22 protein-coding genes, 1 tRNA gene and 1 pseudogene are annotated in these 23,777 nt (G+C 73.3%); 14 read left to right on the plus strand and 10 right to left on the minus strand.

The window, feature by feature from the left end:
- Positions 1-88: 88 nt before the first annotated feature.
- A complete protein-coding gene (locus ACFOY6_RS01130; protein ID WP_379648436.1) occupies positions 89-1,180 on the minus strand; it encodes a serine hydrolase domain-containing protein in 1,092 nt (363 codons plus the stop codon).
- Positions 1,181-1,286: 106 nt separating this feature from the next.
- Here ACFOY6_RS01130 and msrA point away from each other — a divergent pair, with 106 nt between their 5' ends.
- Entirely contained in the window at positions 1,287-1,844 is a 558-nt protein-coding gene (msrA, locus tag ACFOY6_RS01135) for a peptide-methionine (S)-S-oxide reductase MsrA (RefSeq protein WP_379634284.1), read from the plus strand.
- Between the two features lie 123 nt (positions 1,845-1,967).
- On the opposite strand, the gene ACFOY6_RS01140 is transcribed toward msrA, so the two are convergent.
- Positions 1,968-2,058, minus strand: a tRNA-Ser gene (locus ACFOY6_RS01140).
- A 308-nt stretch (positions 2,059-2,366) separates the two neighbouring features.
- On the opposite strand from ACFOY6_RS01140, the gene speD reads away from it, so the two are divergent.
- Complete coding sequence (gene speD / locus ACFOY6_RS01145; RefSeq protein ID WP_109518615.1) at positions 2,367-2,819, plus strand: adenosylmethionine decarboxylase; 453 nt, start codon at positions 2,367-2,369, stop codon at positions 2,817-2,819.
- An 83-nt stretch (positions 2,820-2,902) separates the two neighbouring features.
- The gene (gene speE / locus ACFOY6_RS01150; RefSeq protein WP_109518616.1) at positions 2,903-3,772 is read left to right on the plus strand and encodes a polyamine aminopropyltransferase; all 870 of its coding nucleotides are present in this window, start codon (positions 2,903-2,905) and stop codon (positions 3,770-3,772) included.
- Positions 3,773-3,826: 54 nt separating this feature from the next.
- Here the strand turns inward: speE and ACFOY6_RS01155 are convergent, their stop codons facing one another.
- Positions 3,827-4,063 carry a hypothetical protein gene (locus ACFOY6_RS01155; protein WP_379634282.1) on the minus strand — a complete coding sequence of 79 codons (237 nt, stop codon included), beginning with the start codon at positions 4,061-4,063 and terminating at the stop codon, positions 3,827-3,829.
- Positions 4,064-4,176: 113 nt separating this feature from the next.
- On the opposite strand from ACFOY6_RS01155, the gene ACFOY6_RS01160 reads away from it, so the two are divergent.
- The 3 genes from ACFOY6_RS01160 to recA all read left to right on the plus strand — a co-directional run bounded on the left by ACFOY6_RS01160 (position 4,177) and on the right by recA (position 7,260).
- Entirely contained in the window at positions 4,177-4,443 is a 267-nt protein-coding gene (locus ACFOY6_RS01160; protein ID WP_379634280.1) for a hypothetical protein, read from the plus strand.
- A gap of 28 nt (positions 4,444-4,471) precedes the next feature.
- Positions 4,472-6,085, plus strand: a complete 1,614-nt coding sequence (locus ACFOY6_RS01165; RefSeq protein WP_379648439.1) for an ATP-binding protein — start codon at positions 4,472-4,474, stop codon at positions 6,083-6,085.
- Positions 6,086-6,219: 134 nt separating this feature from the next.
- Positions 6,220-7,260 carry a recombinase RecA gene (gene recA / locus ACFOY6_RS01170; RefSeq protein WP_109518620.1) on the plus strand — a complete coding sequence of 347 codons (1,041 nt, stop codon included), beginning with the start codon at positions 6,220-6,222 and terminating at the stop codon, positions 7,258-7,260.
- A 79-nt stretch (positions 7,261-7,339) separates the two neighbouring features.
- On the opposite strand, the gene ACFOY6_RS01175 is transcribed toward recA, so the two are convergent.
- The 3 genes and pseudogenes from ACFOY6_RS01175 to ACFOY6_RS01185 form a co-directional block, all read right to left on the minus strand.
- The gene (locus tag ACFOY6_RS01175) at positions 7,340-8,899 is read right to left on the minus strand and encodes an AsmA family protein (protein WP_379648465.1); all 1,560 of its coding nucleotides are present in this window, start codon (positions 8,897-8,899) and stop codon (positions 7,340-7,342) included.
- A gap of 483 nt (positions 8,900-9,382) precedes the next feature.
- Positions 9,383-9,910: pseudogene (locus tag ACFOY6_RS01180) on the minus strand (AsmA family protein); the annotation flags it as partial.
- A gap of 4 nt (positions 9,911-9,914) precedes the next feature.
- Entirely contained in the window at positions 9,915-10,892 is a 978-nt protein-coding gene (locus tag ACFOY6_RS01185; RefSeq protein ID WP_109518622.1) for an RluA family pseudouridine synthase, read from the minus strand.
- A gap of 120 nt (positions 10,893-11,012) precedes the next feature.
- Here ACFOY6_RS01185 and ACFOY6_RS01190 point away from each other — a divergent pair, with 120 nt between their 5' ends.
- The 3 genes from ACFOY6_RS01190 to ACFOY6_RS01200 all read left to right on the plus strand — a co-directional run bounded on the left by ACFOY6_RS01190 (position 11,013) and on the right by ACFOY6_RS01200 (position 12,822).
- Positions 11,013-11,231 (plus strand): hypothetical protein, encoded by a 219-nt coding sequence (locus tag ACFOY6_RS01190; protein WP_379634272.1) that lies wholly within the window; start codon positions 11,013-11,015, stop codon positions 11,229-11,231.
- Between the two features lie 149 nt (positions 11,232-11,380).
- The gene (locus tag ACFOY6_RS01195; protein WP_379634270.1) at positions 11,381-12,334 is read left to right on the plus strand and encodes an aliphatic sulfonate ABC transporter substrate-binding protein; all 954 of its coding nucleotides are present in this window, start codon (positions 11,381-11,383) and stop codon (positions 12,332-12,334) included.
- A gap of 125 nt (positions 12,335-12,459) precedes the next feature.
- Entirely contained in the window at positions 12,460-12,822 is a 363-nt protein-coding gene (locus ACFOY6_RS01200) for a DUF4440 domain-containing protein (RefSeq protein WP_379648442.1), read from the plus strand.
- Positions 12,823-12,875: 53 nt separating this feature from the next.
- Here the strand turns inward: ACFOY6_RS01200 and ACFOY6_RS01205 are convergent, their stop codons facing one another.
- Complete coding sequence (locus ACFOY6_RS01205; RefSeq protein ID WP_109518626.1) at positions 12,876-13,280, minus strand: fluoride efflux transporter FluC; 405 nt, start codon at positions 13,278-13,280, stop codon at positions 12,876-12,878.
- Positions 13,277-14,704 carry a replication-associated recombination protein A gene (locus ACFOY6_RS01210; protein ID WP_379648445.1) on the minus strand — a complete coding sequence of 476 codons (1,428 nt, stop codon included), beginning with the start codon at positions 14,702-14,704 and terminating at the stop codon, positions 13,277-13,279. The genes ACFOY6_RS01205 and ACFOY6_RS01210 overlap by 4 nt, the downstream gene beginning before the upstream one ends.
- Before the next feature lie 141 nt (positions 14,705-14,845).
- Between ACFOY6_RS01210 and alaS the strand changes: the two genes are divergently transcribed.
- From alaS to ACFOY6_RS01230, 4 genes are all read left to right on the plus strand, one after another.
- The gene (gene alaS, locus ACFOY6_RS01215) at positions 14,846-17,491 is read left to right on the plus strand and encodes an alanine--tRNA ligase (protein ID WP_379648447.1); all 2,646 of its coding nucleotides are present in this window, start codon (positions 14,846-14,848) and stop codon (positions 17,489-17,491) included.
- Positions 17,488-18,597 carry a DmpA family aminopeptidase gene (locus ACFOY6_RS01220; protein WP_379648449.1) on the plus strand — a complete coding sequence of 370 codons (1,110 nt, stop codon included), beginning with the start codon at positions 17,488-17,490 and terminating at the stop codon, positions 18,595-18,597. The genes alaS and ACFOY6_RS01220 overlap by 4 nt, the downstream gene beginning before the upstream one ends.
- A gap of 60 nt (positions 18,598-18,657) precedes the next feature.
- Complete coding sequence (locus ACFOY6_RS01225) at positions 18,658-18,852, plus strand: hypothetical protein (protein WP_109518630.1); 195 nt, start codon at positions 18,658-18,660, stop codon at positions 18,850-18,852.
- 194 nt (positions 18,853-19,046) lie between these two features.
- Positions 19,047-20,090 carry a glycosyltransferase family 2 protein gene (locus tag ACFOY6_RS01230; protein WP_379648451.1) on the plus strand — a complete coding sequence of 348 codons (1,044 nt, stop codon included), beginning with the start codon at positions 19,047-19,049 and terminating at the stop codon, positions 20,088-20,090.
- On the opposite strand, the gene ACFOY6_RS01235 is transcribed toward ACFOY6_RS01230, so the two are convergent.
- Complete coding sequence (locus ACFOY6_RS01235) at positions 20,072-21,856, minus strand: gamma-glutamyltransferase family protein (RefSeq protein WP_379648453.1); 1,785 nt, start codon at positions 21,854-21,856, stop codon at positions 20,072-20,074. The genes ACFOY6_RS01230 and ACFOY6_RS01235 overlap by 19 nt on opposite strands.
- Before the next feature lie 86 nt (positions 21,857-21,942).
- On the opposite strand from ACFOY6_RS01235, the gene phnN reads away from it, so the two are divergent.
- Entirely contained in the window at positions 21,943-22,497 is a 555-nt protein-coding gene (gene phnN, locus ACFOY6_RS01240; protein ID WP_379634260.1) for a phosphonate metabolism protein/1,5-bisphosphokinase (PRPP-forming) PhnN, read from the plus strand.
- Between the two features lie 81 nt (positions 22,498-22,578).
- Here phnN and pdxR read toward each other — a convergent pair.
- Positions 22,579-23,777, minus strand: a 1,199-nt coding sequence (gene pdxR / locus ACFOY6_RS01245) for a MocR-like pyridoxine biosynthesis transcription factor PdxR (RefSeq protein WP_379648455.1), incomplete at its 5' end; no start/stop codon positions are given.

A 23,777-nucleotide genomic window follows, 5' to 3' on the forward strand; every position in this document is an offset into this window, starting at 1 on the left:
GCTGTCGGCTGGCGAGCCTGGGCGCGCGGGAAGGGCGGGGCAAGCGGCGAGCGGCGCCGCTCCCCCTTTCCTGATGGCGGTGGTTGCCTCAGCCGGCGCGCAGCGCGGCGGTGACGCGGGCCGTCATCTCCGGCAGCGCCGCCGGGTCGAGCCAGCGGAAGGTGGCGACGAGGCCGTTCTCGGGGTCGATCCAGATGTAGTTGCCGCCCGCGCCCTGGGCGAAGAAGCTGGCGCGGCTGGCGCCCGGGTAGCGGCCCTGGCCGTTCAGCCACCAGAGCAGGCCGTAATCGGCGTTCAGCCGGCAGGGGGTGGTGCAGGCGGCCACCCAGCCCTCGGGCAGCACGCGGCGGCCTTCCCACACGCCGTCGCCCAGCATCAGCAGGCCGATGCGCGCCTGGTCCTCGGCATGGGTGAAGACGCCGCCGCCCCAGTGCCCGCCGCCCGAGACGGACTGGATGCGCCGGCCGTCGATCTCGACGAAGCTGGTGCGGTAGCCTTCCCAGCGCCCGTCCGTGCTGCCGCCGATCGGCGCCATGATGCGCTCGGCGAAGACCTCCGGCAGCGGGCGGCGGAAGCGGTGGAGCAGGGCGAGGGAGAGCGCGTTCACCCGGACGTCGTTGTATTCCCAGTAGGTGCCGGGGGTCTTCAGCGGGCGCTCATGGCCCTTGGGGCCGCTGCCCTCGCGCTTCAGGTCGCGCCCGCGGTCGATGCGGTCGGCCTTGCCGAACAGGGTGCCTTCCCACTCGCTGGTCTGGTCCAGCAGCATCCGCCAGGTGATGGCGCCGTTGTGCGGCCCGGCGAAGGCCGGGTCGTCCACGCTGGCGGAGACGCGGGAATCGAGGCTGCCGATCAGCCCGTCGCCGAGCGCCAGGCCGGCCAGCAGCGCCAGGTAGCTCTTGGCCACGCTGAAGGTCATGTCCACCTGCCGCGTGTCGCCCCAGTGCGCGACGAGCCTGCCATGGCGCAGGACCAGCCCGTTCGGCGCGCCGCGCGGCGCGGTGTTGCCCAGCACCTCGTTGTCCGGCGCCGGCTCGAAATAGCCGGATTCCAGGTGCGCCAGGATGTCGCGCGGGAAGGGGCTCTCATGCGCCTGGGCGAAGGCCACGGCCTCGGCCAGGGCGGCGGGGTCGAACCCGGCCTGGGCCGGGTCCTGGGCGGGGAAGGGGGTGTGCGATTCCATGGCCGCGACGGTGGCCCCGCCCCGTGCGGCGCGCAAGCGGCCGGGGATGCGCGGAGCGCTCCGCGACCCCATCTCCGTGCTCGACATCCCAAGCAAGGAGAACCCCATGCCTGAGAATGCCCCGCAGGAGACCGCCATCCTGGGTGGCGGCTGCTTCTGGTGCATCGACGCCGCCTATCGCGACCTGATCGGCGTGACCGAGGTGGTCTCCGGCTATGCCGGCGGCCATGCCGAGAACCCGACCTACGAGCAGGTCTGCGGCAAGCGCACCGGCCATGCCGAGGTGGTGAAGGTGGTGTTCGACCCCGCCGCCATCTCCTACGCCGACATCCTGCGCATCTTCTTCACCCTGCACGACCCGACGACGAAGGACCGGCAGGGCGCCGATGTCGGCCCGCAATACCGCAGCATCATCCTCACCACCTCCGAGGCACAGGCCGCGACGGCGCGGCAGGTGATGGCGGAGATCGAGGCCGCGGCGCTGTGGCCGGCGCCGCTGGTGACGGAGCTGGAGCCCGCCGGCACCTTCTGGCCGGCCGAGCCGGAGCACCAGGACTACTTCGCCCGCAACCCGTGGAGCGGCTACTGCCGGATGGTGGTGGCGCCGAAGGTGGCCAAGTTCCGCAAGAGCTTCGCCGGCCGGCTGAAGACGCGCGCCGCCTGAACCGGCCCACACCGCGCGGCAAAACACCGGCCCCGCCCGCGCAAGCGCGGCGGGGCTTCTTCTTGCCTGCTGCAGTCAGCGGAATTTCGAAAGGCCCGGAGGCTGGTTCGGCCAGGACGGCCGTGGCGGATGGGGTGGGATTCGAACCCACGATACCCTTTTGAGGTATACACACTTTCCAGGCGTGCGCCTTCGACCGCTCGGCCACCCATCCAGCGCAGGGCGGCGGTATAGCAGGCTTTCCAGGCCGGGCAAGGGCCAAGATGCGGTTTTCGACGCCGGGCGGATTGTGACAGAAGATTTTCCGAGCCCTGACCCTGTCCACGGGGGGCATTTGCGGAGCGGGAGGGGGGCGGCGCGGCGAGATACGCGCTGAACGCGGGAACGACCCGCGTTTTTTTCGGCCTCAAAGTCCCGATTTCTGTTGCGGGGAGGACCCCCCATGCCCCATATGCCGCCTCGTTGACCTGATCGATCCACGATCACCCTGGTCATCTTCTGGTGGGAAGGAGCCCTCAAACCATGGACGCTCTCGTTTCTCCGCTGGGGATGGTTTCGGATTGCAGCCCGAGCGAAGCCCAGTCTGTTGATACTCACGGCGAGGCGAAGGACCACTTCGTCGAGCGTGATGGTGTGCGTTTTGCCGGCACGCATCTGATCGTCGATCTGTGGGGCGCCACGAATCTCGACGACCCCGCGCATATCGATTCCGTTCTGCGCGAGGCCGCCATCGAAACCGGCGCGACCATCCTGCACGGTCACTTCCATCACTTCGCGCCCGACGGTGTGTCCGGCGTGCTGGTGCTGGCCGAGAGCCACATCTCGATCCACACCTGGCCGGAGCGTGCCTACGCGGCGCTCGACATCTTCGTCTGCGGGATCTGCAATCCGTACAAGGCGGTGCCGATCCTGAAGAAGGGCTTCGGGCCGGAGCGCGTGCAGCTCGCCGAGCACAAGCGCGGCCTGATCGGCTGACATCAGCCTTTCACGTGACGAGGCGGGGGCGGGGTCTCAGGATCCCGCCCCCTTCTTGTGTTTCCTGACCGAGGATTTCCTCCATGCCGACCGATTCTTGGGTGAACGAGACGCTCTACGCCGAGTGGGGCCAGCGCTTCCTGGTAAAGCGCGAACTGGCCCGCGTGCAGAGCGACTTCCAGGACATCATGCTGTTCGAGAGCTACAGCCATGGGCGCGTCATGCTGCTCGACGGCGTGGTGCAGATCACCGAGAAGGACGAGTTCGTCTATCAGGAGATGCTGACGCATGTGCCGCTGCTGGCGCATGGCGACGCCAAGCGCGTGCTGATCATCGGCGCCGGCGATGGCGGCGTGCTGAAGCGCGTGCTGCAGCACCGCAACGTCGAGCGCGCCGTGATGGTCGAGATCGACGGTGAGGTGATCCGGCTCTGCAAGGAGCACATGCCCGACATCGCCGGCGACGCCTGGAACGATCCGCGCGCCGAGGTGATCGTGGGTGACGGCATCGACTACGTCCGCAAGGCCGAGGCCGGCAGCTTCGACGTGGTGATCGTCGATTCCACCGACCCGATCGGCGTCGGCGAGGTGCTGTTCACCGACGAGTTCTACGCCAACGCGGCGCGCCTGCTCTCCGACCGCGGCCTCATCGTCAACCAGTGCGGCGTGCCCGCCATGCAGGCGGAGGAGCTGGCCGAGACCAGCCTGCGCCGCGGCAAGGTGTTCGCCGACATCTGGGCCTATGTCGCCGCCGTGCCGACCTATGTCGGCGGCTTCATGACGCTGGGCTGGGCGGCGAAGGACGCCACGCTGCGCCAGGTGGACACCGCCACCATCCGCGCCCGCGCCGAGGCCGCCGGCATCCTGGGCCAGACGCAGTACTGGACGCCCGAGATCCACACCGGCGCCTTCAACCTGCCGCCCTACATCAGCAAGCATCTGCCGCAGGGCTGATGCGGCGGCGCAAGGGAAGGACACAATCCTTCCCTTGCCCGGCCGCGCGCCGCTTCAAACCAGGCGCTGCAACCGCTCCACCCGCCCGTGCAGCCGGCGCAGCGCCCACCCGGCCTCGGCCTGCTCTGCGGCGGGCAGGGAGAGGGCGGCGGCGCAGAGGGCGGTGACCTCGGCATCCAGCCCCTCCAGATCGATGGAGCGGCCGCCCGTGGCCAGCGCCTCGGCCAGCTTCAGCGTCGTCTCCAGGGAATCGAGGGCGGCCAGCAGGGCGGGCAGGGCGGTGGCGGACATGGCGGCAGGCTAGACGGGTCTTCGTTACCGAAACCTGCAGCGGCACCGTCCTAACCGAATCCTTACCAGCGCCTTCCATCCTGCTGTCCTCCCGCTGCGGAACCGGAGGCACGATGGAAATCAACGAGGCGCTCGATAGCTGCGTGGCCAGCCTGATGGCGCCATCGGAACGGCTGCTGGCCGTGGCCATGCGCCTTTCCGGCGACGTTTCCGCCACCACCCCCGCCGCCATCCCCACCGCCAGGACTGCCCCGGCCGGGCCGTTGGCGGGCCTTCCCCTGCCGGCCGGCACCGACACCCGCAACCGTACCGTGCTGGCCAATGCCCGCGCCGTGCTCAGCGAGACCCTCGGGCAGATCGGCCTGGCCAAGAAAGACTGACGTCACCAAATCGTGATGCTATGACCGCATGGCCATGCCCCTGCGCGATCTCTGGCCCCGCTGGCGTGCCTCTCTGCGGCGCAGCCCGGCGGCCTTCCAGTCCCTCCTGGCCGGCCTGCCCGAGCCCGCCCTCTGGCTCGACGGCGCCGCCAGGCTTCGCGGAGGCAACGCGGCCCTGCGCGCGGCCCTGGGACCCAGCCTGCCTCTGCGGACGGGTACGCCCATCACACTGATCTTCGCGCCCGAATCGCGCGCTGCCTTGCAGCAATGGCTGGCGGGCGGCCCGGAGCCGCCGGAGCTTCGCCTGGCCGCGCCCCTGGGGCAGCCGGGCCTGATCGTGCTGCCACGCCGCATCGCCCTGCCGCAGGGGGAGGCGGTGCTGCTGCTGACGGATGCCGCCCCCCGCAAGGCCCTGGCCGCCCAGCTCGCCGAGTCCGACCGGCTGCAGGCCCTGGGCGGGCTGGCCGGTGGCATCGCGCACGACTTCAACAACCTGCTGAGCGTGGTGCTGGGTGCTGCGGAGGAGGCGCGGCGGCATCTGGGCGAGAACCCCGATCCGGCTCTCGCCGCGGAGCTGGAGCAGGTGCGGCAGGCGGCGCAGCGGGGTGCGGGGCTGGTGCGGCAATTGCTGGCCTATGCGCGGCAGCAGGTGCTGGAGCCGCGGCTGGTGCCGCTGAACACCGCCGTCTCCGAGATGGCGCGGATGCTGCGCCCGCTGCTCGGCCGGGCCATCGCGCTGGAACTGGAGCTGGATTCGCCCGGGCGCCTGGTGCGGATCGACCCCTCCCAGCTCGACCGCGTGCTGATGAACCTGGCGATGAACGCCCGTCAGGCCATGCCGGAGGGCGGGCGCCTGACCCTGGCGACCAGCCGCGCGCTGCTGCTCCAGCCGGAGCCGGCCATGCCCGAGCCGATTCCGGCCGGGCGCTGGACGGTGCTGGAGGTGCGCGACACCGGCCACGGCATCCCGCCCGAGATCCTGCCGCGTATCTTCGAGCCGTTCTTCACCAGCCGGCCGCAGCAGGGCGGCACCGGCATGGGGCTGGCCACGGTGCATGGCATCGTGCGGCAATCGGGCGGCTATATCGCGGTGGAAAGCCGGCCGGGGCAGGGCACCCGAATCCGCATCCTGCTGCCGCGCACCGAGGCGCCGGCTGCCGGGCCACCATCGCCGCCCGCCGCCAGCCTGCCCACCGATCGCGCCCAAGCCGAGCCCGCCCCGGCCGAGGCTCCCATGGCCGCCCCGGCCGGCGGCGGGCCGCTGCTGCTGGTCGAGGACGAGGCGCCGTTGCGCCGGCTGGCCGAGCGCACCCTGCGCCGCGCCGGCTGGCCGGTGCTGGCGGCGGAGGATGCCGAGGCGGCACTGGCCCTGGCGGCCGAATCGCCGCCCGCCCTGCTGGTCAGCGACGTGATGATGCTTGGCGCCATGGACGGCCCCGCCCTGGCGCGGGCATTGCGGGCCCGCAATCCCCGCCTGCCCGTGCTTCTGGTGAGCGGATATGCACCGTCCGTGGTAGAAGAAGGGCTGTCCGACCAGGGCCTGCGCTTCCTCGCCAAGCCCTACACCGCCGCCGAACTGACGGCGGCTGTGGCTGATCTGGCGGATGTTGCGGGAGCCTCTTGCGGAACGCCGCAATCATGAACATATAGCGAACACCAGGGCGGCATGGGGACGCGACCTTTGCCCCGCTCACATGTTATTCCAGTCATACGGACCGGCTCCTCGCCGTGCCCGGTTGCGAGACGAACAGAGCCGAAGGGCTAAGAGGTTCCAGAATGGATAAGAACAAGGCGCTCGACGCCGCGCTCAGCCAGATTGAACGGGCCTTCGGCAAGGGCTCGATCATGCGCATGGGCGCGAAGCAGCAATCCGACGAGGTCGAGGTGATCTCCACGGGCTCGCTGGGCCTCGACCTGGCGCTCGGGATCGGTGGCCTGCCGAAGGGCCGCATCGTCGAGATCTACGGGCCGGAAAGCTCGGGCAAGACCACGCTGGCGCTGCATGCCATCGCCCAAGCGCAGAAGCAGGGCGGCACCTGCGCCTTCCTCGACGCCGAGCACGCGCTCGACCCCGGCTATGCCCGCAAGCTGGGCGTGGACGTGGACAACCTGCTGATCAGCCAGCCCGACGCCGGCGAGCAGGCGCTCGAGATCGCTGACACGCTGGTGCGCTCCGGCGCCGTCGACGTGCTGGTGGTCGACAGCGTCGCCGCCCTCGTGCCGCGCGCCGAGCTGGAAGGCGAGATGGGCGACAGCCATGTCGGCCTGCATGCCCGGCTGATGAGCCAGGCGCTGCGCAAGCTCACCGGCTCCGTCTCGCGCTCCAACACGCTGCTGATCTTCCTGAACCAGATCCGGCTCAAGATCGGCGTCATGTTCGGCAACCCGGAGACGACGACGGGCGGCAACGCGCTGAAGTTCTATGCCTCCTGCCGTCTCGACATCCGCCGCATCGGCCAGATCAAGGACCGTGACGAGGTCGTCGGCAACCAGACCCGCGTCAAGGTGGTGAAGAACAAGATGGCCCCGCCGTTCCGGCAGGTCGAGTTCGACATCATGTACGGCGAGGGCATCTCGAAGGTGGGCGAGCTGCTCGACCTCGGCGTGAAGGCCGGTGTCGTCGAGAAGTCCGGCGCCTGGTTCAGCTGCGACAGCCAGCGCATCGGCCAGGGGCGGGAGAACGCCAAGCAGTACCTGCGCGACAACCCTGCCATGGCGGACAGCGTCGAGCAGCGCATCCGTGCTCAGTCCGGCATCGTCGCCAACAGCCTGATGGTGGCCGGGCCCGACCCGGACGATGCCGCCGCGGCCGAGTAAGGCAGCAAGGCGAAACAGGAACGGCGCGGGGAGCGGAGAACGCCCCCGCGCTTTTTTCGTGCCCGGGCCTCAGGCCCGCTCAGCGGCCGAGCAGGCCGCGCAGCAGGTCCACCGGGCTGGCGGGGCGTTCCTGCCCCTGGGAGGCAGGGCGTGGCGCCGGCACGGGGCCGCTGCGCCCGCCGCGTGCCACGGCCAGTTGCTGGGCGCAGTCGGGCAGGGCATTGCCGCGTCCGGCGAGCTGCTGGGCCAGCTGGCCGAGGACGGAGTCCTGGTTCTCCATCTGCCGCGCTACCAGATCGCCCACGATGCCGGCGGTGGCCTCGGCCACGCCGGCCGGGTCCAGCCGGTAGCTCGGCGCGGCCAGCGTTCCGCCTACCAGCACCGGTGCCGTCAGCCCCAGCCCGCCCAGCCGCACCTGCGGCAGCAGGCGCAGCGCCAGGGTCTCCTGGCCGAGGTCGATGCGGCCGCTGCCCACCACATCGGCCAGCCCCGTCTCGAGCAGCATCGCCTGGGGTCGCGCCACGCCCTCGCGCAGGTTCAGCCGCAGGGCGAGGCAGCGCAGCGGCGTGCCGCCTTCGGTGGGCGCGTTGGGCACCAGCATGCGGCGCAGATCGCCGCCCAGCCGGTCCAGCAGGCGGTTGTCGATCTGCCCATTGGCCAGGGCGAGGCCAAGATGCCCGCCCAGGCTGCCCGCCAGCGCCCGCAGGTCGGCGCCCGTGCCGGAGAGGTCCGCCTCCAGCTCCAGCCGGCCGCTGGCTTGGCCGGGCAGGCCATAGGCCTGGAGCAGCGGCCGCAGGTCCAGCCCGGCGCCCTCATGCCGCAGCGCCAGGGTCAGGCGCTGCGCGGGGCCGGTGCCGTCGGCGCCGAGGCGGCCACTGAGGCGGCCGCCGGGCAGCGTCACCGCCAGCGGCGCCACCGCCAGCCGGCCATCGGCCAGCTTCGCCGTGCCACGCAGGTCGCGATAGGTGATGCCCTGCACCAGCAGCTCCGCCACGGCGAGCTGGATGTCGCCGTCCAGCCCGCGCGGCGCCAGATTCGGCAGCGGCAGGGCGGGGATCACCCGGCGCGGCCCTTCGGCGGTGGCGGCGGGTGCGGGCGGCGCCGGCGGCACGGGCGGCGTGGCGGGGGCAGCGCTTGGCGCCGGGGCGGCGGAAGGCGCGGCGGCGGGCGTGGCGGGCAGGGGGGCCAGCAACGCATCCAGGTCCAGCCGTGGCGCGGTCAGCCGCGCGGTCAGGGCCGGGCGCGGGCCGCCGAAGGCCAGCAGCGCCTCGCCTTCCAGCGTCGCCTCGCGGGCGCGCAGGCGCAGCCCTTCCAGCGCCGCGCCGCCGGCCGGCAGCAGCAGGCGGCCTTCCAGCCGTGCCTCGGTCAGGCGGGGTCCGGGCAGTCCCAGGGCCGAGAGCAGCGGCGCCGTGTCCGGTGCGGCGAGGCTCAGCGCCACATTGGCGCCCTCCAGCCGTGGCCCCGGCAACTCGGCCTGCGCCTCGGCGGTGGCGCCGGCGCCGCGCAGGGTCAGGCGCAGCGGCCAGGGCCCGTCGCCGAGCAGCGCGGCCGGGGCGGGGAGCTGCCCCTCGGCCTGCACCGGCAGGCCGCGCAGGGAGAGGTCGGCGTTGAGCTGCCCCGGCTGCTCCGGGCCGGGCATCCGCAGCGTGGCGGCGCCCAGCGCCAGCCCTGGCACCCAGGCGCCGAGATCGCCGCCCTCGGTATGCGCCACCAGCCGGTCCAGGCGCGGCGGGCGGCCGGCGCCGGCATCGGCCAGCTCGGCGTCCAGCTCCAGCCCGCGCAGCGGGGGCAGGCCGGCGCGCGGCAGGAAGGGAGCAAGGCGCGCGGTACTCTCGGCCGTGGCCTTCAGGGCCAGCTGCCAGCCGGCGGCGGCCTCGGGGCGCGTCGCGCTGCCATCGGCCACCAGCTGCAGCCCCGGTGCCGCCAGCGCAACATGCAGCGGCCAGGCGGCGGGCTCGGCGCTGGTGCCGAGCAGCCGCGCCAGCGGCCCGGCATGCCCCTCCAGCGCCACGGCCACGCCGCGCAGGCCAAGCGCGCCCTGGAAGTCGATCGGCGCCGCCGGGGTCTCGGCGCGCAGGGCGAGGCTGCGGATGTCCAGCACCTCCCGCCGCCCGGTGCGGGCATCGTGCCAGGTGAGGCGCCCGCCCTCGATGTCCACCGCGGCGATGGAGAGCGCCAGCCGCCCCTCGGCCGCGCCGCCGGGTGCCGCTTCCGGCCGGCCCGTGGCGGGCGAGGGGGCGGGGGAGAGGCGCCAGTTGCCCTGGCCCTCCGCATCCACCTCCAGCAGCAGGTCCGGCTCGATCAGCGTCAGCCGCTCGAAGGCGATGCGGCGCGAGAGCAGCGGCAGCAGCGCGAGCCGCGCCTCCACGCGGCTGGCCGTCAGCATCTCGGCGCGGCTGCCGCCGGGGGCGTTGGCCAGGGCCACGCCCTCCAGCGTCACCGTCGGCACCAGGGAGAGCTTGATGCCGACCGGGCCCGAGAGGGTCAGCGCACGCCCCGTCGCCTGCTCCACGGCGGCGATGACGCGCGGGCGCAGCACGGAATCGCGCAGCACCAGGTTCAGCCCGCCCCAGGCCAGCACCGGCACGGCCACGAGCACGGCGGCGCCGGCCAGCAGGGTGCGGCGGCGGCGGCGGCGGGGCGGGGCCATGGCCTCAGCCCACCCGGCGCGGCTGCGGCGTGCGCGGCACCTCGAAGCCGAGGGTGCGGAAGCTCTCCACCATGTGCGGCGGCGGCGGCGCGCTCACCTCCAGCGTGCCGCCCTCCGGGTGCGGCACCTGCAGCGCGCGGGCGTGCAGGTGCAGCGCGTGCGACATCCCCTCGAGATGCGCCGCCTGCCCGCCATACTTGCCATCGCCCAGGATCGGGCATTCGAGCGCCGAGGCGCAGTGCACGCGCAGCTGGTGGGTACGGCCGGTCAGCGGCCGCATCTCCAGCCAGGTGGCGTGGCGGCGCGCCACATCGACCGTGCTGTACTCGGTGACGGCGAAGAGGCCCTCGCGGCCCTCCACGGGGGCGGTGCGCTCGCCCTGGCCGGTGCCGACGCGCCCCAGCTTCATGTCGATCCGCCCCGCCTCGTATTGCGGCTGCCCGACCACCAGCGCCCAGTAGGTCTTCTTGGCATCCCGCCCGCGGAAGGCGCTGGCCAGCCGGCGCGCCGCCAGCGCGTCCCGCGCCAGCAGGATCACGCCCGAGGTGTCGCGGTCCAGCCGGTGGACGAGGCGCGGCCGCTCCTCATGGCCGAAGCGCAGCGCGTCCAGCATCCCGTCCAGGTGCTTCTTGATGTTCGGGCCGCCCTGCACCGGCAGGCCGTGCGGCTTGTTCAGGGCGATGACGCTGTCGTCGCGGTAGAGGACCAGCTTCTCCAGCGCGCGCGCATCCTCGTCGCTCACCTCGCGGTCGCGGCGCTCGGGCTCCGGCGCCGGCCCCTCGGGCAGGGGCGGGATGCGGATCTCCTGGCCGCGCATCAGCCGCGTGTTGGCCTCGGCGCGCTTGCCGTCGACACGGATCTGCCCGGTGCGCAGCATCTTCTGCAGCGCGCCCTGCGTCACCTGGGGGAAGTGGCGGCGGAACCAGCGGTCGAGGCGGGATTCCTCGTCGGCCGGATGGACGGTGCGATGCTGGATGGTCATGCGCGGGGAGGTAGCTCCGGCGACGCGCCGCGTCGAGCGAAAACGGGGGCGATTCCGCTTGCGTGGAAGGAATATATTCCTTACTTCCTTACCATCTTACTGCCTTACCGGAGGCCCCGCATGAAAACCCCGAGCAACCCGCCCCGGCTGGCCAAGCTGACGAGCAAGAACCAGCTGACCCTGCCGCGCGCCGTGGTGGAGGCGCTGGGCTGCCCGAGCCACTTCCGGGTGCAGGTGCATGACGGGGCGCTGGTGCTGTGGCCGGGTCGGGTGGTGACGGTGCTGGACAGGCCGGAGCCGATGATGCCGCAGCCTAGGGCGAGGAACCGGGCGGAGTAAAGGTATATATTCTTATCAGAGTGGCGGGGGCGGGGAGAAGAAAGTCACTGCTCGGCCTTCGCCGCATGGCATAACCTTCTCTTTTTGCTGCGGAATTTGCCAAACTTCGCTCTTTTCCGCACGCTCCGGCGGCGGCCATGCTCGCCGCCATGACCGAGACCCTCCGCACCACCCGCCGCCGCCTCGGCCTCGCCGCCGCCGGCCTGCTCGCCATGCCCGCCCTGGCCCGTGCCCAGGGCGGCCGCCCCACCCTGCGCGTGGGCAACCAGAAGGGCGGGCTGCGCTCGCTGCTGGAAGCCTCCGCGCAGGGCGAGGCGCCGCCCTACGACATCGCCTGGAGCGAGTTCCCCGCCGCCGCGCCGCTGCTGGAGGCGCTCGCGGCCGATGCGCTGGACGCCGGCACCATGGGCGACCTCGCCTTCCTCAGCGTCTTCGCCGCCGGGGCGCCGCTGCGCGCCTTCGCCGCCACGCGCGCCGAGCCGCGCTCCCAGGCCATCCTGGTGCCGGAGCATTCCCGGGCCAGGAGCCTCGCCGACCTGCGGGGGAAGAAGCTCGCCGGCAACCGCGGCGGCTGGGGCCATTTCCTGCTGCGCGCGGCGCTGAAGCGCGCCGGCCTGGCGCCGGAGGCGGTGGAGCTGGTCTGGCTCGGCCCGGCCGACGCGGCGCTGGCCTTCCGCTCCGGCGCCGTCGATGCCTGGGCGATCTGGGAGCCCTATGTGGCGATCGAGCGCACCCTGTTCGGCGCCCGCGTGCTGGAGGACGGCACCGGGCTGACCCCCACCGTCAGCTTCCTCGCCGCGCATGAAAATGCGCTGCGCCAGCGCCGGCCGCTGCTGGCCGACCTGGCCCGCCGCCAGCGGCGCGGCTGGGACTGGGCCGCCGGCCGGCTGGAGGCCTATGCCGCCGCCAATGCCCGCCTGACCCGCCTGCCGGAGCCGGCGGTGCGGCAGGCCTTCGCCAGCCAGCGCACCCGCGCCGTGCCGCTCGACGCCGCGCTGCTGGAGGAGCTGCAGGCGGCGGCCGATGCGGCGCTGGAATTCGGCCTGCTGCGGCGGCGCGTGGCGGTGGCGGAGGCCGTCGCCGCCGGGGTGGAGGAAGGCTGAGGCCCCGTCGGGCCTTGTTGTCAGGCATTGTTGACCGCGTGCCGGGCGGCGCGGACGCGCATCGCGGCTGAACGATCCGCCGCGCCCGGCGTTCTCCACCCGACCGCAACGGGAGAACAGGATTTATGGACGACGGACGGGTGTGGGCCTTCGAGGAGAGCCTCTGGACGGGCGATGCGGAGCACTACCGCGCGCTGATCGACGATGAGTGCCTGATGGTGCTGCCGCACCCCCCCTTCGTGATGGGCGGGGCCGAGGCGGTGGCGGCGGTGGCGGACACGCCGCGCTGGAGCACGGTGGAGATCTCCGAGAAGCAGGTCTCGCGCCCGCAGGAGGGGCTGATCGTCATCGCCTACAAGGCGGCGGCGCGGGGCGATGGCAAGGCGCCCTACGAGGCGCATTGCACCTCCGTCTACCGGCGGCTGGCGCATGACGAGTGGCGCGTGGTGCAACACCAGCAGACGCCGCCGCTCACCGTGACGCCGTGACGCGCGCCCCGCCGTGCCGCGCCCCGTGGGGGATGCGGCGCGGCGGGGCAGCCTCAGCCCAGGGCGCGGCCGAGCAGGCGGCCCAGGGCGAAGGCGGCGGCGAAGGCGCCGAGCCCGCCCGCCAGCGTCAGGCCGAGATAGAGCGCGGCAAGCGACGGGCTGCGCAGGAACAGCGTGCCCGTGTCCAGCGAGAAGGCGGAGAAGGTGGTGAAGCCGCCGAGCAGCCCGGTGACGGCCAGCAGCCGCGCCTCCTGCGGGAAGGCCAGGCCGCCCAGCATGGCGCCGCCGAGCAGGCCGATGACGGCGCTGCCGATGACGTTCACCGCCAGCGTGCCCCAGGGCAGGTGGGTGCCGAACCAGCCCGCGCACCAGATTCCCACCGCGTAGCGCAGCACCGAGCCCGCCGCGCCCCCCGCCGCCACCAGCCCGAGCAGGGCGGGGGAGAAGGCGCCGCTCATGGCTGGCTACCGCCACGGGGGCGGCGGGGCGGGGTAGCCTCGGCGCGGGCGCGCTCCTCGCGCAGGCCGGCCCAGTGCTCCAGCCGTTGCAGGATGCGCGCCTCGGCGCCGCGCCCGGCGGGGCGGTAGAAGGGCTGCCGCGCCATCCCGTCGGGGAAGTAGTTCTGGCCGCTGAAGCCTTCCGCCTCGTCGTGGTCGTAGGCATAGCCGGCGCCGTAGCCGAGGCTCTTCATCAGCTTGGTCGGCGCGTTCAGGATATGGGCGGGGGGCATCAGGCTGCCGGTCTCCTTGGCGGCGCGGCGCGCCTCCTTGTAGGCGACATAGACGGCGTTCGACTTCGGCGCGGTGCCGAGATGCACCACGAGCTGCGCCAGTGCCAGCTCCCCCTCCGGGCTGCCGAGGCGCTCATAGGTCTCCCAGGCGGCGATGGCGGCGGGCAGGGCGGTGGGGTCGGCCATGCCCACATCCTCGGCGGCAAAGCGCGTCAGGCGGCGGGCGATGTAGCGCGGGTCCTCGCCGCCCTCCAGCATGCGGGAGAACCAGTAGAGCGCCGCATCGGCGTCCGAGCCGCGCAGCGATTTGTGCAGTGCCGAGATGAGGTTGTAGTGTTCCTCGCGGTCCTTGTCGTAGAGCGCGGCGCGTTTCGCCAGCAGCGCCGAGAGGCCGGCGGGGTCGAGCGGTGCGGTGCCGGCGGGCAGGGCCAGGAGCTGCTCGGCCATGTTGAGGATGTAGCGGCCATCGCCATCGGCCATGGCGCGCAGCACGCCGCGCGCCGCCTCGTCCAGCGGCAGGGGGCGCTCCGACAGTTCCTCGGCGCGGGCGAGCAGGCGCTCCAGCGCCGCATCGTCCAGCCGCTTCAGCACCATCACCTGGCAGCGGGAGAGGATGGCGCCGTTCAGCGCGAAGGAAGGGTTCTCCGTGGTGGCCCCCACCAGGGTGACGGTGCCGTCCTCCACCACGGGCAAGAAACCGTCCTGCTGGGCGCGGTTGAAGCGGTGGATCTCGTCGACGAACAGGAGCGTGCCTTGCCCGGAGGTGCGGCGGGCGCGGGCCTCGTCGAAGGCGCGCTTGAGGTCCGCGACGCCGGAGAACACCGCCGAGAGCGCGGCGAAGCGCAGCCCGGCGGCCTCGGCCAGCAGGCGGGCGATGGTGGTCTTGCCGACGCCGGGCGGCCCCCACAGGATCAGCGAGGCCAGCGCGCCGCGCTCCAGCATGCGGCTGATGCTGCCCTGCGGGCCGAGCAGGTGCTCCTGGCCCACCACCTCCTCCAGCCGGCGCGGGCGGAGCCGGTCGGCGAGCGGCCGGGCGGTGTCGGCGGCCTGCGCCTCCGCCGCCTCGGGGCCGGGCGGGGCGGGCGGGCCGCCGAACAGGTCCTCGGCGGGGGCGGGGGCGGCGGCGGGGCTCGGGGGGCGGCGTGGCGGCATGAGGGGCTTATAACGCCGGGGGCGGGGCGCTGGCTGCCCCGGCCAGGGCATGTCGGCGCTTTTCACCCTCGCCGCGCCGCGCTACGTCAGCGGCCACGGAATCTCACGCCCATGGCCAGAGCGAAGGCGACAGAGCGGAATATGACCAGCAGCAACGACATCCGGGCCACCTTCCTCGATTATTTCGCCCGCAATGGCCACACGGTGGTGGAATCCTCGCCCCTGGTGCCGCGCAACGACCCGACGCTGATGTTCACCAACAGCGGCATGGTGCAGTTCAAGAACGTCTTCACCGGGCAGGAGAAGCGGCCCTATTCCCGCGCCACCACCGCCCAGAAGTCGGTGCGCGCCGGCGGCAAGCACAACGACCTGGACAATGTCGGCTACACCGCCCGGCACCACACCTTCTTCGAGATGCTGGGCAATTTCTCCTTCGGCGACTACTTCAAGGAGCAGGCGATCACCCACGCCTGGACGCTCCTGACGAAGGATTTCTCCCTGCCGAAGGAGAAGCTGCTGGTCACGGTGTTCTCGGAGGACGAGGACGCCGCCGCGCTGTGGCGCAAGATCGCCGGCCTGCCGGATGAGCGGATCATCCGCATCCCCACCTCCGACAATTTCTGGCGGATGGGCGACACCGGCCCCTGCGGCCCGTGCTCCGAGATCTTCTACGACCATGGCGAGGGCATCCCCGGCGGCCCGCCCGGCAGCCCGGACGAGGATGGGGACCGGTTCATCGAGATCTGGAACCTCGTGTTCATGCAGTATCTCGAGGAGCCGGCGGGCACCCGCAACCCGCTGCCGCGCCCCTCGATCGACACCGGCATGGGGCTGGAGCGCTTCGCCGCCATCCTGCAGGGCAAGCACGACAACTACGACATCGACACCTTCCGCGCGCTGATCCTGGCCTCGGCCGAGGCGACGGGGCAGGCGGCGGACGGGCCGTTCAAGGTGAGCCACCGCGTGGTGGCGGACCATCTCCGCTCCGGCGCCTTCCTGATCGCCGATGGCGTGATGCCCTCCAATGAGGGGCGCGGCTACGTGCTGCGCCGCATCCTGCGCCGCGCCATGCGCCACGCCCACATGATGGGCGCCAAGGAGCCGCTGCTCTACCGCCTGCTGCCCACCCTGGTGCGCCAGATGGGCGCCGCCTATCCCGAGCTGGTGCGCGCCGAGAGCCTGATCTCCGAGACGCTGAAGCTGGAGGAGAACCGCTTCCGCAGCCTGCTGGAGCGCGGCCTCGGCCTGCTGGCGGAGGAGAGCGACAAGCTCGGCGACAAGGGCACGCTGCCCGGCGATGTCGCCTTCAAGCTCTACGACACCTACGGCTTCCCGCTCGACCTGACGCAGGACGCGCTGCGCGGCGAGGGCAAGGCGGTGGACGTGGCCGGCTTCGAGGACGCCATGGCCGAGCAGAAGAAGCGCGCCCGCGCCGCCTGGGCCGGCTCCGGCGAGGCCGCCACCGAGACGCTGTGGTTCGACCTGAAGGACCGCCTCGGCGCCACCGAGTTCCTCGGCTACTCGACCGAGAGCGCGGAGGGCGAGATCCTCGCCGTGGTCGCCAACGGGGCGGTGGCGGAAAAGGCGGGGCCGGGCACCGAGGTGGCCGTGCTGCTGAACCAGACCCCCTTCTACGCCGAGAGCGGCGGCCAGGTGGGCGACACCGGCACCATCACGGCGGGCGATGGCCTGCGCATCGCGGTGCGGGACACGCAGAAGAAGCTCGGCCTGTTCGTGCATCTCGGCACGGTCGAGGCGGGCGATGCGGCGCCGGGCAAGGCGGTGGTGGCGGAGCTGGACCACACCCGCCGCGGTGCCATCCGCGCCCACCACTCGGCCACCCACCTGCTGCACGAGGCGCTGCGCCGCCGGCTCGGCACCCATGTGGCGCAGAAGGGCTCGCTGAACGCGCCGGACCGTCTGCGCTTCGACGTCTCCCAGCCGACGCCGATGCAGGCCGATGACCTCGCCTGGGTCGAGGCCGAGGTGAATGCCCGCATCCGCGAGAACGCCGAGGTGGTGACGCGGCTGATGACGCCGGAGGCCGCCGTCGAGGCCGGCGCCATGGCGCTGTTCGGCGAGAAGTATGGCGACGAGGTGCGCGTCGTCGGTATGGGGCATGACCCGGCGGCCACGGAGAAGCACGGCGTCTATTCGCTGGAGCTGTGCGGCGGCACGCATGTGAAGCGCACCGGCGATATCGGCCTGTTCAAGATCGTGGGGGAGAGCGCCGTCTCGGCCGGCGTGCGGCGGGTGGAGGCGGTGACCGGGGCTGCCGCGCTCGCCGTCATCGAGGCGGAGCAGCGCATGCTGCGCGAGGCCGCCGCCGCGCTGAAGATCGCCCCCGCCGAGCTGCCGGCGCGCATCGCCGCCCTGGTGGAGGAGCGCCGCAAGCTGGAGCGCGACGTGGCCGAGCTGCGCAAGAAGCTCGCCACCGGCGGCTCGGACGCCGCCATCGAGGAGGTGGGCGGGCTGCGCTTCTCCGGCCGCGACCTCGGCGAGGTGCCGCCGCGCGACCTGAAGGGGCTGGCCGAGGCGATCCTGAAGTCCGGCGTCACCGACGTGGTGGCGCTGCTCTCCACCGCCGAGGGCAAGGCCAGCATCGTCGTCGGCGTGGCCGAGGGCGCCAAGGGCCGCGCCGATGCCGTAGCGCTGGTGCGCGCCGGCAGCGCCGCCGTGGGCGGCAAGGGCGGCGGCGGCCGGCCGGACATGGCCCAGGCCGGCGGCCCGGAGGCCGGCAAGGCCGCCGAGGCGCTGGCCGCCATCAAGGCCGCGCTGGCCGGATGAGCGCGGAGGCGCAGGGCGTGGCGCGGGGCGTGGCGCGGGGCGTGGCGCGCTGCCGCGCCCGCGACCTCGGCCTGCGCCCGGGGATCTTCCCGCCCGGGGCGCTGAACGCCATCACCGACGTGGCGGGCGTGCTGGTGGGGCAGGTGACGCGGATCGAGGGGGAGTTCATCCGCACCGGCGTCACCGCCATTCGCCCGCATGGTGGCAACCTCTTTCGCGAGCGGGTGCCGGCGGGGTTGGCCACGATCAACGGCTTCGGCAAGCTGGCCGGTGCCACCCAATTGCAGGAGCTGGGTGAGCTGGAATCGCCGCTCGTGCTGGTCAACACCCTGTCGGTCGGCCGCGCCGTCGAGGCTGTGGTGGACTGGACGCTGGCGCAGCCCGGCAACGAGGCGGTGCTCTCGGTCAACGCCGTGGTGGGCGAGACCAATGACGGGCGGCTGAACGACATCCGCGCACGTGGCCTGGAGGCCGCGGACGTGCGGGCGGCGCTGGAGCAGGCGGCGCCCGGCCCGGTGGCGGAGGGCAGCGTCGGCGCCGGCACCGGCACCATGTCCTTCGGCTGGAAGGGCGGCATCGGCACGGCCTCGCGGGTGCTGCCGGCGGCGCTGGGCGGCTTCACCCTCGGCGCGCTGGTGCAGAGCAACTATGGCGGCGCGCTGCTGATGGACGGCCACCGCGTCGGCGAGGCACTGGGCCGCTTCTACCTGCGCGAACATGCCGATCAGGGCGACGCCGACGGTTCGGTGATGGTGGCGATCGCCACCGATGCGCCGCTTTCGGACCGCAACCTGGAGCGCCTCGCGCTGCGCGCCATGGCCGGGCTGGCCCGCACCGGCGCCGCCTTTTCGGACGGCTCGGGCGACTACGCCATCGCCTTCTCCACCCATCCCGGCGTGCGGCGGCCCCAGCCGCGCTACGAGGACTGGCCGAACGAGCGCATGTCCTCGCTTTTCGTGGCCGCCATCGAGGCGGTGGAGGAGGCGGTGCTGAACTCCCTCACCATGGCCACCACGGTGGAGAGCCGCGACCCGCTGACGCGGCGGAAACGCAAGGGCGAGGCAATCGACCTCGACGCCGTGCGGGCGGTGCTGGCGCGCGGCTGAGCGGCGCAACCCGGCGGGGCCGGCCCGGTTGCCTCCTGCTCACGGAACTGGAGGCACGCCATGCTCACCCGCACCGTCGACTGCCCTGTCGCCCTGCGCGCCGACCCCAGCCTGGCGCAGAGCTACAAGGGCCGGGATGTCACCATCACCGTGGCCAAGGGGCAGCCGCCCAGGCTTGTCATCACGGCACCGGACGAGGCGGCACTCGACCAGGTGGAGGTCTGGCTGGCGCAGATGGACACGCCGGCCGACTGAAGCCGAAAGGGCCCAGGGGGGAAAAATCCTCCCTGGGCCACGCCCTCCGCGCATTCCGGTAACAGGCCGGATCAAAAACAAGAATCTGCGGGGAAAACCCATCCGAGGATCGGGGATCGGACACGCAATCGGCATTTGACGCTGCGCCGGAGCCTTCGCAGTAAGTCCGGCAGTTGCAGCAGACAAGGCGGTTCATGTCCTCCGATCGTCCCCTCGCCGCCCTCCCGCTCGTCGCCATCGCCGTGCCCGTGCTGAACGAGGAGCACTACATCGCCGACTGCCTGGCCTCGCTGCTGACGCAGGGCGATGGCTACCGGCTGGAGGTCCTGGTGCTCGATGGCGGCAGCACCGACCGCACGCGGGAAATCGTGGCCGGCATCCAGCTCCGCCACCCCGAGGTGCGGCTGCTGCACAACCCCGCCCGGCTGCAATCCGCCGCGGTGAACCAGGCGGCGCGCGAGGCCAGCCCCGAGGCGCGCATCCTGCTGCGGGCCGATGCCCATGCCTGGTATCCGCCGGGCTTCGTCACCCGCGTCTGCCAGTGCCTCGAGGCGCGGACCGGCCCCTCCGCCGGCGCCACCTCCGTGGTGGTGCCGATGAAGACGGAAGGCCATGCCGGGATGCAGCGGGCCATCGCGCTGGCGCAGAACAGCAAGCTCGGCAATGGCGGCTCGGCGCACCGCGCGGGCGGCGTCTCGGGCTGGGTGGACCATGGCCACCACGCCGCCTTCAACCGCGACTTCTTCCGCTCCATCGGCGGCTATGACGAGGCCTTCACCCACAACGAGGACGCCGAGCTGGACCACCGCGCCCACCTCGCGGGCGGCAAGGTGTGGATGTGCCGGGAGGCGCCCGTCACCTACTACCCGCGCAAGGACCTGCCCTCTCTGGCGCGGCAGTACATGAAGCACGGGGCGGGGCGCGCCCGCACCCTGATGAAGCACGGGCTGCGCCCCCGCCCGCGCCAGATGGCGCCGGTTGCGGCGCTGCTGGGCTGCGCCGGCGCCGTGCTGCTGGCGCCGTTCTGGCCGCCCTTCCTGTTCATCCCGCTGGCCTATGCGCTGCTCTGCCTGGGCTGGGGCGCGGCGCAGGCGGCGAAGGCGCGCGACCTCTCGCTGCTGCCCGTGGGGCTGGCGGTGATGACCATGCACCTGGCCTGGGGCTTCGGCTTCCTGCGCGGCGCGTGGCGCCACCGCCGCGACAGGATGCCGCCCCAGCCTCAGCGCCCGACCGCGTAGCCCTGCATGCCGCGCGGGTTGGCGCCCGCGAAGATCTGCCCGTCCGGCTCCTGCCGGACGGCGGAGAGGCGGCCTTCCGACCAGTCGCCGCCCAGCTCGGCGCGGTGGCCGCGCGCCAGCAGGTCCTGCAGCACCTCGGGGGCGTAGCGGCCTTCCAGCACCACCTTGCCCGGGCGCGCCACGCGCGGCCAGAAGCTGGAGGGCCAGTGCTCCGTGTGGAAGGCCGGCGCGTCGATCGCCTGCTGGATGTTCAGCCCGTGGTTCAGCATCCGCGCCAGCATGATGGGCTGCCACTGGTCCTGCTGCTCGCCGCCCGGCGTGCCGAAGGCCATCCAGGGGCGGCCGTCGCGCAGCGCCATGCCGGGGGAGAGGGTGGTGCGCGGCCGCTTGCCGGGCTTCAGCCCGTTCGGCAGGCTCTCGTCCAGCCAGAACATCTGGCCGCGCGTGCCAAGGCAGAAGCCGAGCCCCGGAATGGCCGGCGAGGATTGCAGCCAGCCGCCCGAGGGCGTGGCCGAGACCATGTTGCCCCACTTGTCGATGACATCGACATGGCAGGTGTCGGCGCCCGAGACGCCGAGGCGGGAGACGGTGGGCTCCCCCGCGCCGGCAGCGGCGCCCAGCAGGGCGGCGCGCGATTCGGCCGCATGGTCCACCCAGCCCGCATGGCCGGGGATGCTGCCGGGGCGCAGCTCCATCTGCGCGTCCGGCGTCAGCAGCGCGCGGCGCCCGGCGGTGTAGGCCTCGGAGAGCAGCGTCTCCATCGGCACGTCGGTGAAATCCGGGTCGCCGTAGAAGGCCTCGCGGTCGGCGAAGGCGAGCTTCATCGCCTCCACCACATGGTGCGCGAACTCTGCGCCCACCGGGTCCATGGCGGCGAGGTCGAAGCCGGCGAGGATCGCCATGGTCTGCAGCATGGCCGGGCCCTGGCTCCAGGGGCCGCATTTCAGCAGGGTGGTGCCGCGGTAGTCATAGGCCAGCGGCGCCTCGACGGGGGCGCGCCAGCGCGCCATGTCGTCGCCCGTCAGCACGCCGCGGTGGCGGCGGCCGGAGGCGTCCAGCGCCTCGGTGCCGCGGCAGAAGCGGTCGATCGCCTCGGCGACGAAGCCCTCGTACCAGGCGCGGCGCGCGGCATCGATCTGCGCCACGCGGTCCGGCCCGGCGGCGGCGGCCTCGCGCAGCACGCGGGCATAGGTGGCGGCCAGCTCCGGGTTGCGCCACAGCTTGCCGGCGCGCGGGCCGCCATCGCGCAGCCACAGCGCGGCGGAGGTCGGCCATTCCTGCTCGAAGAGCGGCCGCACGCTCTCCACCGTGGCGGCGATGCGCGGCACGTAGTGGATGCCGCGCTCGGCATAGCCGATGGCGAATTCCAGAACGTCGGCCAGGGTCCAGGTGCCCCAGTCGCGCAGCATGGTGGCCCAGGCGTCGAAGGCGCCGGGCACCATGGCGGGCAGCAGACCGGTGCCGGGGATCAGGTCGAGCCCCAGCCCCTCCTTCACATGCGCCACCGTCAGCCCGGCCGGCGCCGGCCCCTGGCCGCAGATGACGTGCTGCGTGCCGGCCCTGGCGTCATGGATGATGATGGGGCAGTCGCCCAGCGGGCCGTTCAGGTGCGGCTCGGCCACCTGGAGGGTGAAGCCGGCGGCGGCGGCGGCGTCGAAGGCGTTGCCGCCGCGCTCCAGCACCGCCATGGCCACCTGGCTGGCGATCCAGTGGGTGCTGCCGACCGCCCCGAAGGTGGCGGCGATCTCGGGGCGGGTCGTGAACATTTCATGGCCTCCGGGCGGGGGTGCTTGCGCCCTGCTGATTGCGCGCCGAAAAGCGTCGGGTCAACCGGGGGAGGCAGGGCAGCGCGATGGCGGGCAGTCTGGTGACGGTGGTGGGCGCCTCGGGCGCGGGGAAGGACACGCTGCTCGGCGCCGCGCGGGCGGCGCTGTCGGCCGATCCGCGCTTCGTCTTCGCGCGGCGGGTCATCACCCGCCCGGCCGAGGCGCAGGACCATCCGGGCGCCGAGGACCACCGGCCGATGAGCGAGGCCGAGTTCGGGGCGGCGCGGGCCAGCGGCGCCTTCGCGCTGCACTGGCAGGCGCACGGGCTGCACTACGGCATCCCCCGCATCGTCGAGCGCGACCTGGCGCAGGGGCGGGTGGTGGTGGCCAACCTCTCCCGCACCGTGCTGGCCGAGGCCGCCGCGCGCTACCGCCTGCGCGTGCTGCTGGTGACGGCGCCGCCCGCCGTGCTGGCGGCGCGGCTGGCCGGGCGCGGGCGGGAGGGCGCGGCCGAGATCGCGCTGCGCCTCAGCCGCGCCGCGCCGCTGCCCGAGGGGCTCGACGTGGTGGAGGTGGCGAACGACACCACCCCGGAGGAAGGCGCGGCGCGGCTGCTGGCGGCGCTGCGCGCGACGGCCTGAGGGCGGGGGCCTGAGGGCGGGGGCCTGAGAGCGAGGGCCTGAGAGCGGGGGCCTGAGAGCAGAGGCCTGAGGGCAGGGGCCTCAGCGGCGCATCGCCTCCAGCACCGCGCGCAGCCGGCGCACCCCCTCGGCGATCTCGGCCTCGCCCAGCGCGGCGTAGCCGATCACCAGCCCCGCCTTGTCCGGCCGCGCACCGCCCGGGTGGTAGAGGGCGCCGACCGGGTAGAGGCCAAGCCCGGCGGCGCCGGCCCGCGCCACCAGCACCGGTTCCAGCGCGGCGGGCAACTCCTCCAGCCACAGCACCACATGCAGCCCGGCCTCCTCTCCCGCCACGGTGGCGCGGGGGCCGAAGGCGGCGCGCAGCGCGGCCACCCGCGCGGCGCGCCGTGCCGCGTGGCCGCGCCGGGCGCGGCGCTCATGCCGGACATAGGCGCCGCTCTCGATCAGCCGCGCCAGCGCCGCCTGCTCCAGCCCGGAGGCGTGCCGGTCGGTCAGCCGCTTGGCCGTGGCGAAGGGCGCCACCAGCGCCGGCGGCAGCACCAGGTAGCCCAGCCGCAGGGCGGGCGAGAGCGTCTTGGAGACGGTGCCGAGGTAGAGCACGCGCTCCGCCCCCTCCTGCTCCATCGCCTGCAGGGGCGGGATGGGGGCGACGCCGAAGCGGAACTCGCCATCATAGTCGTCCTCCAGCACCCAGGCGCCCTCGCGCCGCGCCCAGGCCAGCAATGCCTGCCGCCGCGCCGCGGACAGCACGGCGCCGAGCGGGAACTGGTGGGAGGGGGTCACATAGGCCAGCCGGGCGGCGCCGAGCGCGGCGGTGCGCAGCCCCTCGCGGTCCACCGGATGCGGCTCCGGCACGGCGCCGGCGGCCAGGAAGGCGTGCCGCGCCAGGCTGTAGGCCGGGTCCTCGATGGCGACGCGGTCGCCGGGGTCGAGCAGCAGCCGGGCGCAGAGGTCGATGCCCTGCTGCGAGCCGCCCACCACGACGATCTGCTCCGGCGCGCAGCGCAGGCCGCGCGCGCGCCAGAGATAGCCGGTCGGCGCCGCGCGCAGCGGCGGGTCGCCGGCCGGGTCGCCGTAGCGCAGGCGGCGCGGCGGGCGGCGCGCGCCCTCCGCCAGGGCGCGGCGCCAGGGCAGGGCGGGGAAGTCGGCCGGCGCCAGCTCACCATGGCGGAAATCGACGGCCAGCGCGTCCGAGCCCGGCGGCGGCAGCGGCGGCAGCGCCGCCAGCCGGGCGCCATAGCCGGAGAGGGCGGGCGGGGCCGCGGCGGGCGGCGGCGCGG

The organism is Teichococcus aestuarii, from assembly GCF_042651065.1.
Taxonomy (GTDB): domain Bacteria; phylum Pseudomonadota; class Alphaproteobacteria; order Acetobacterales; family Acetobacteraceae; genus Pseudoroseomonas; species Pseudoroseomonas aestuarii.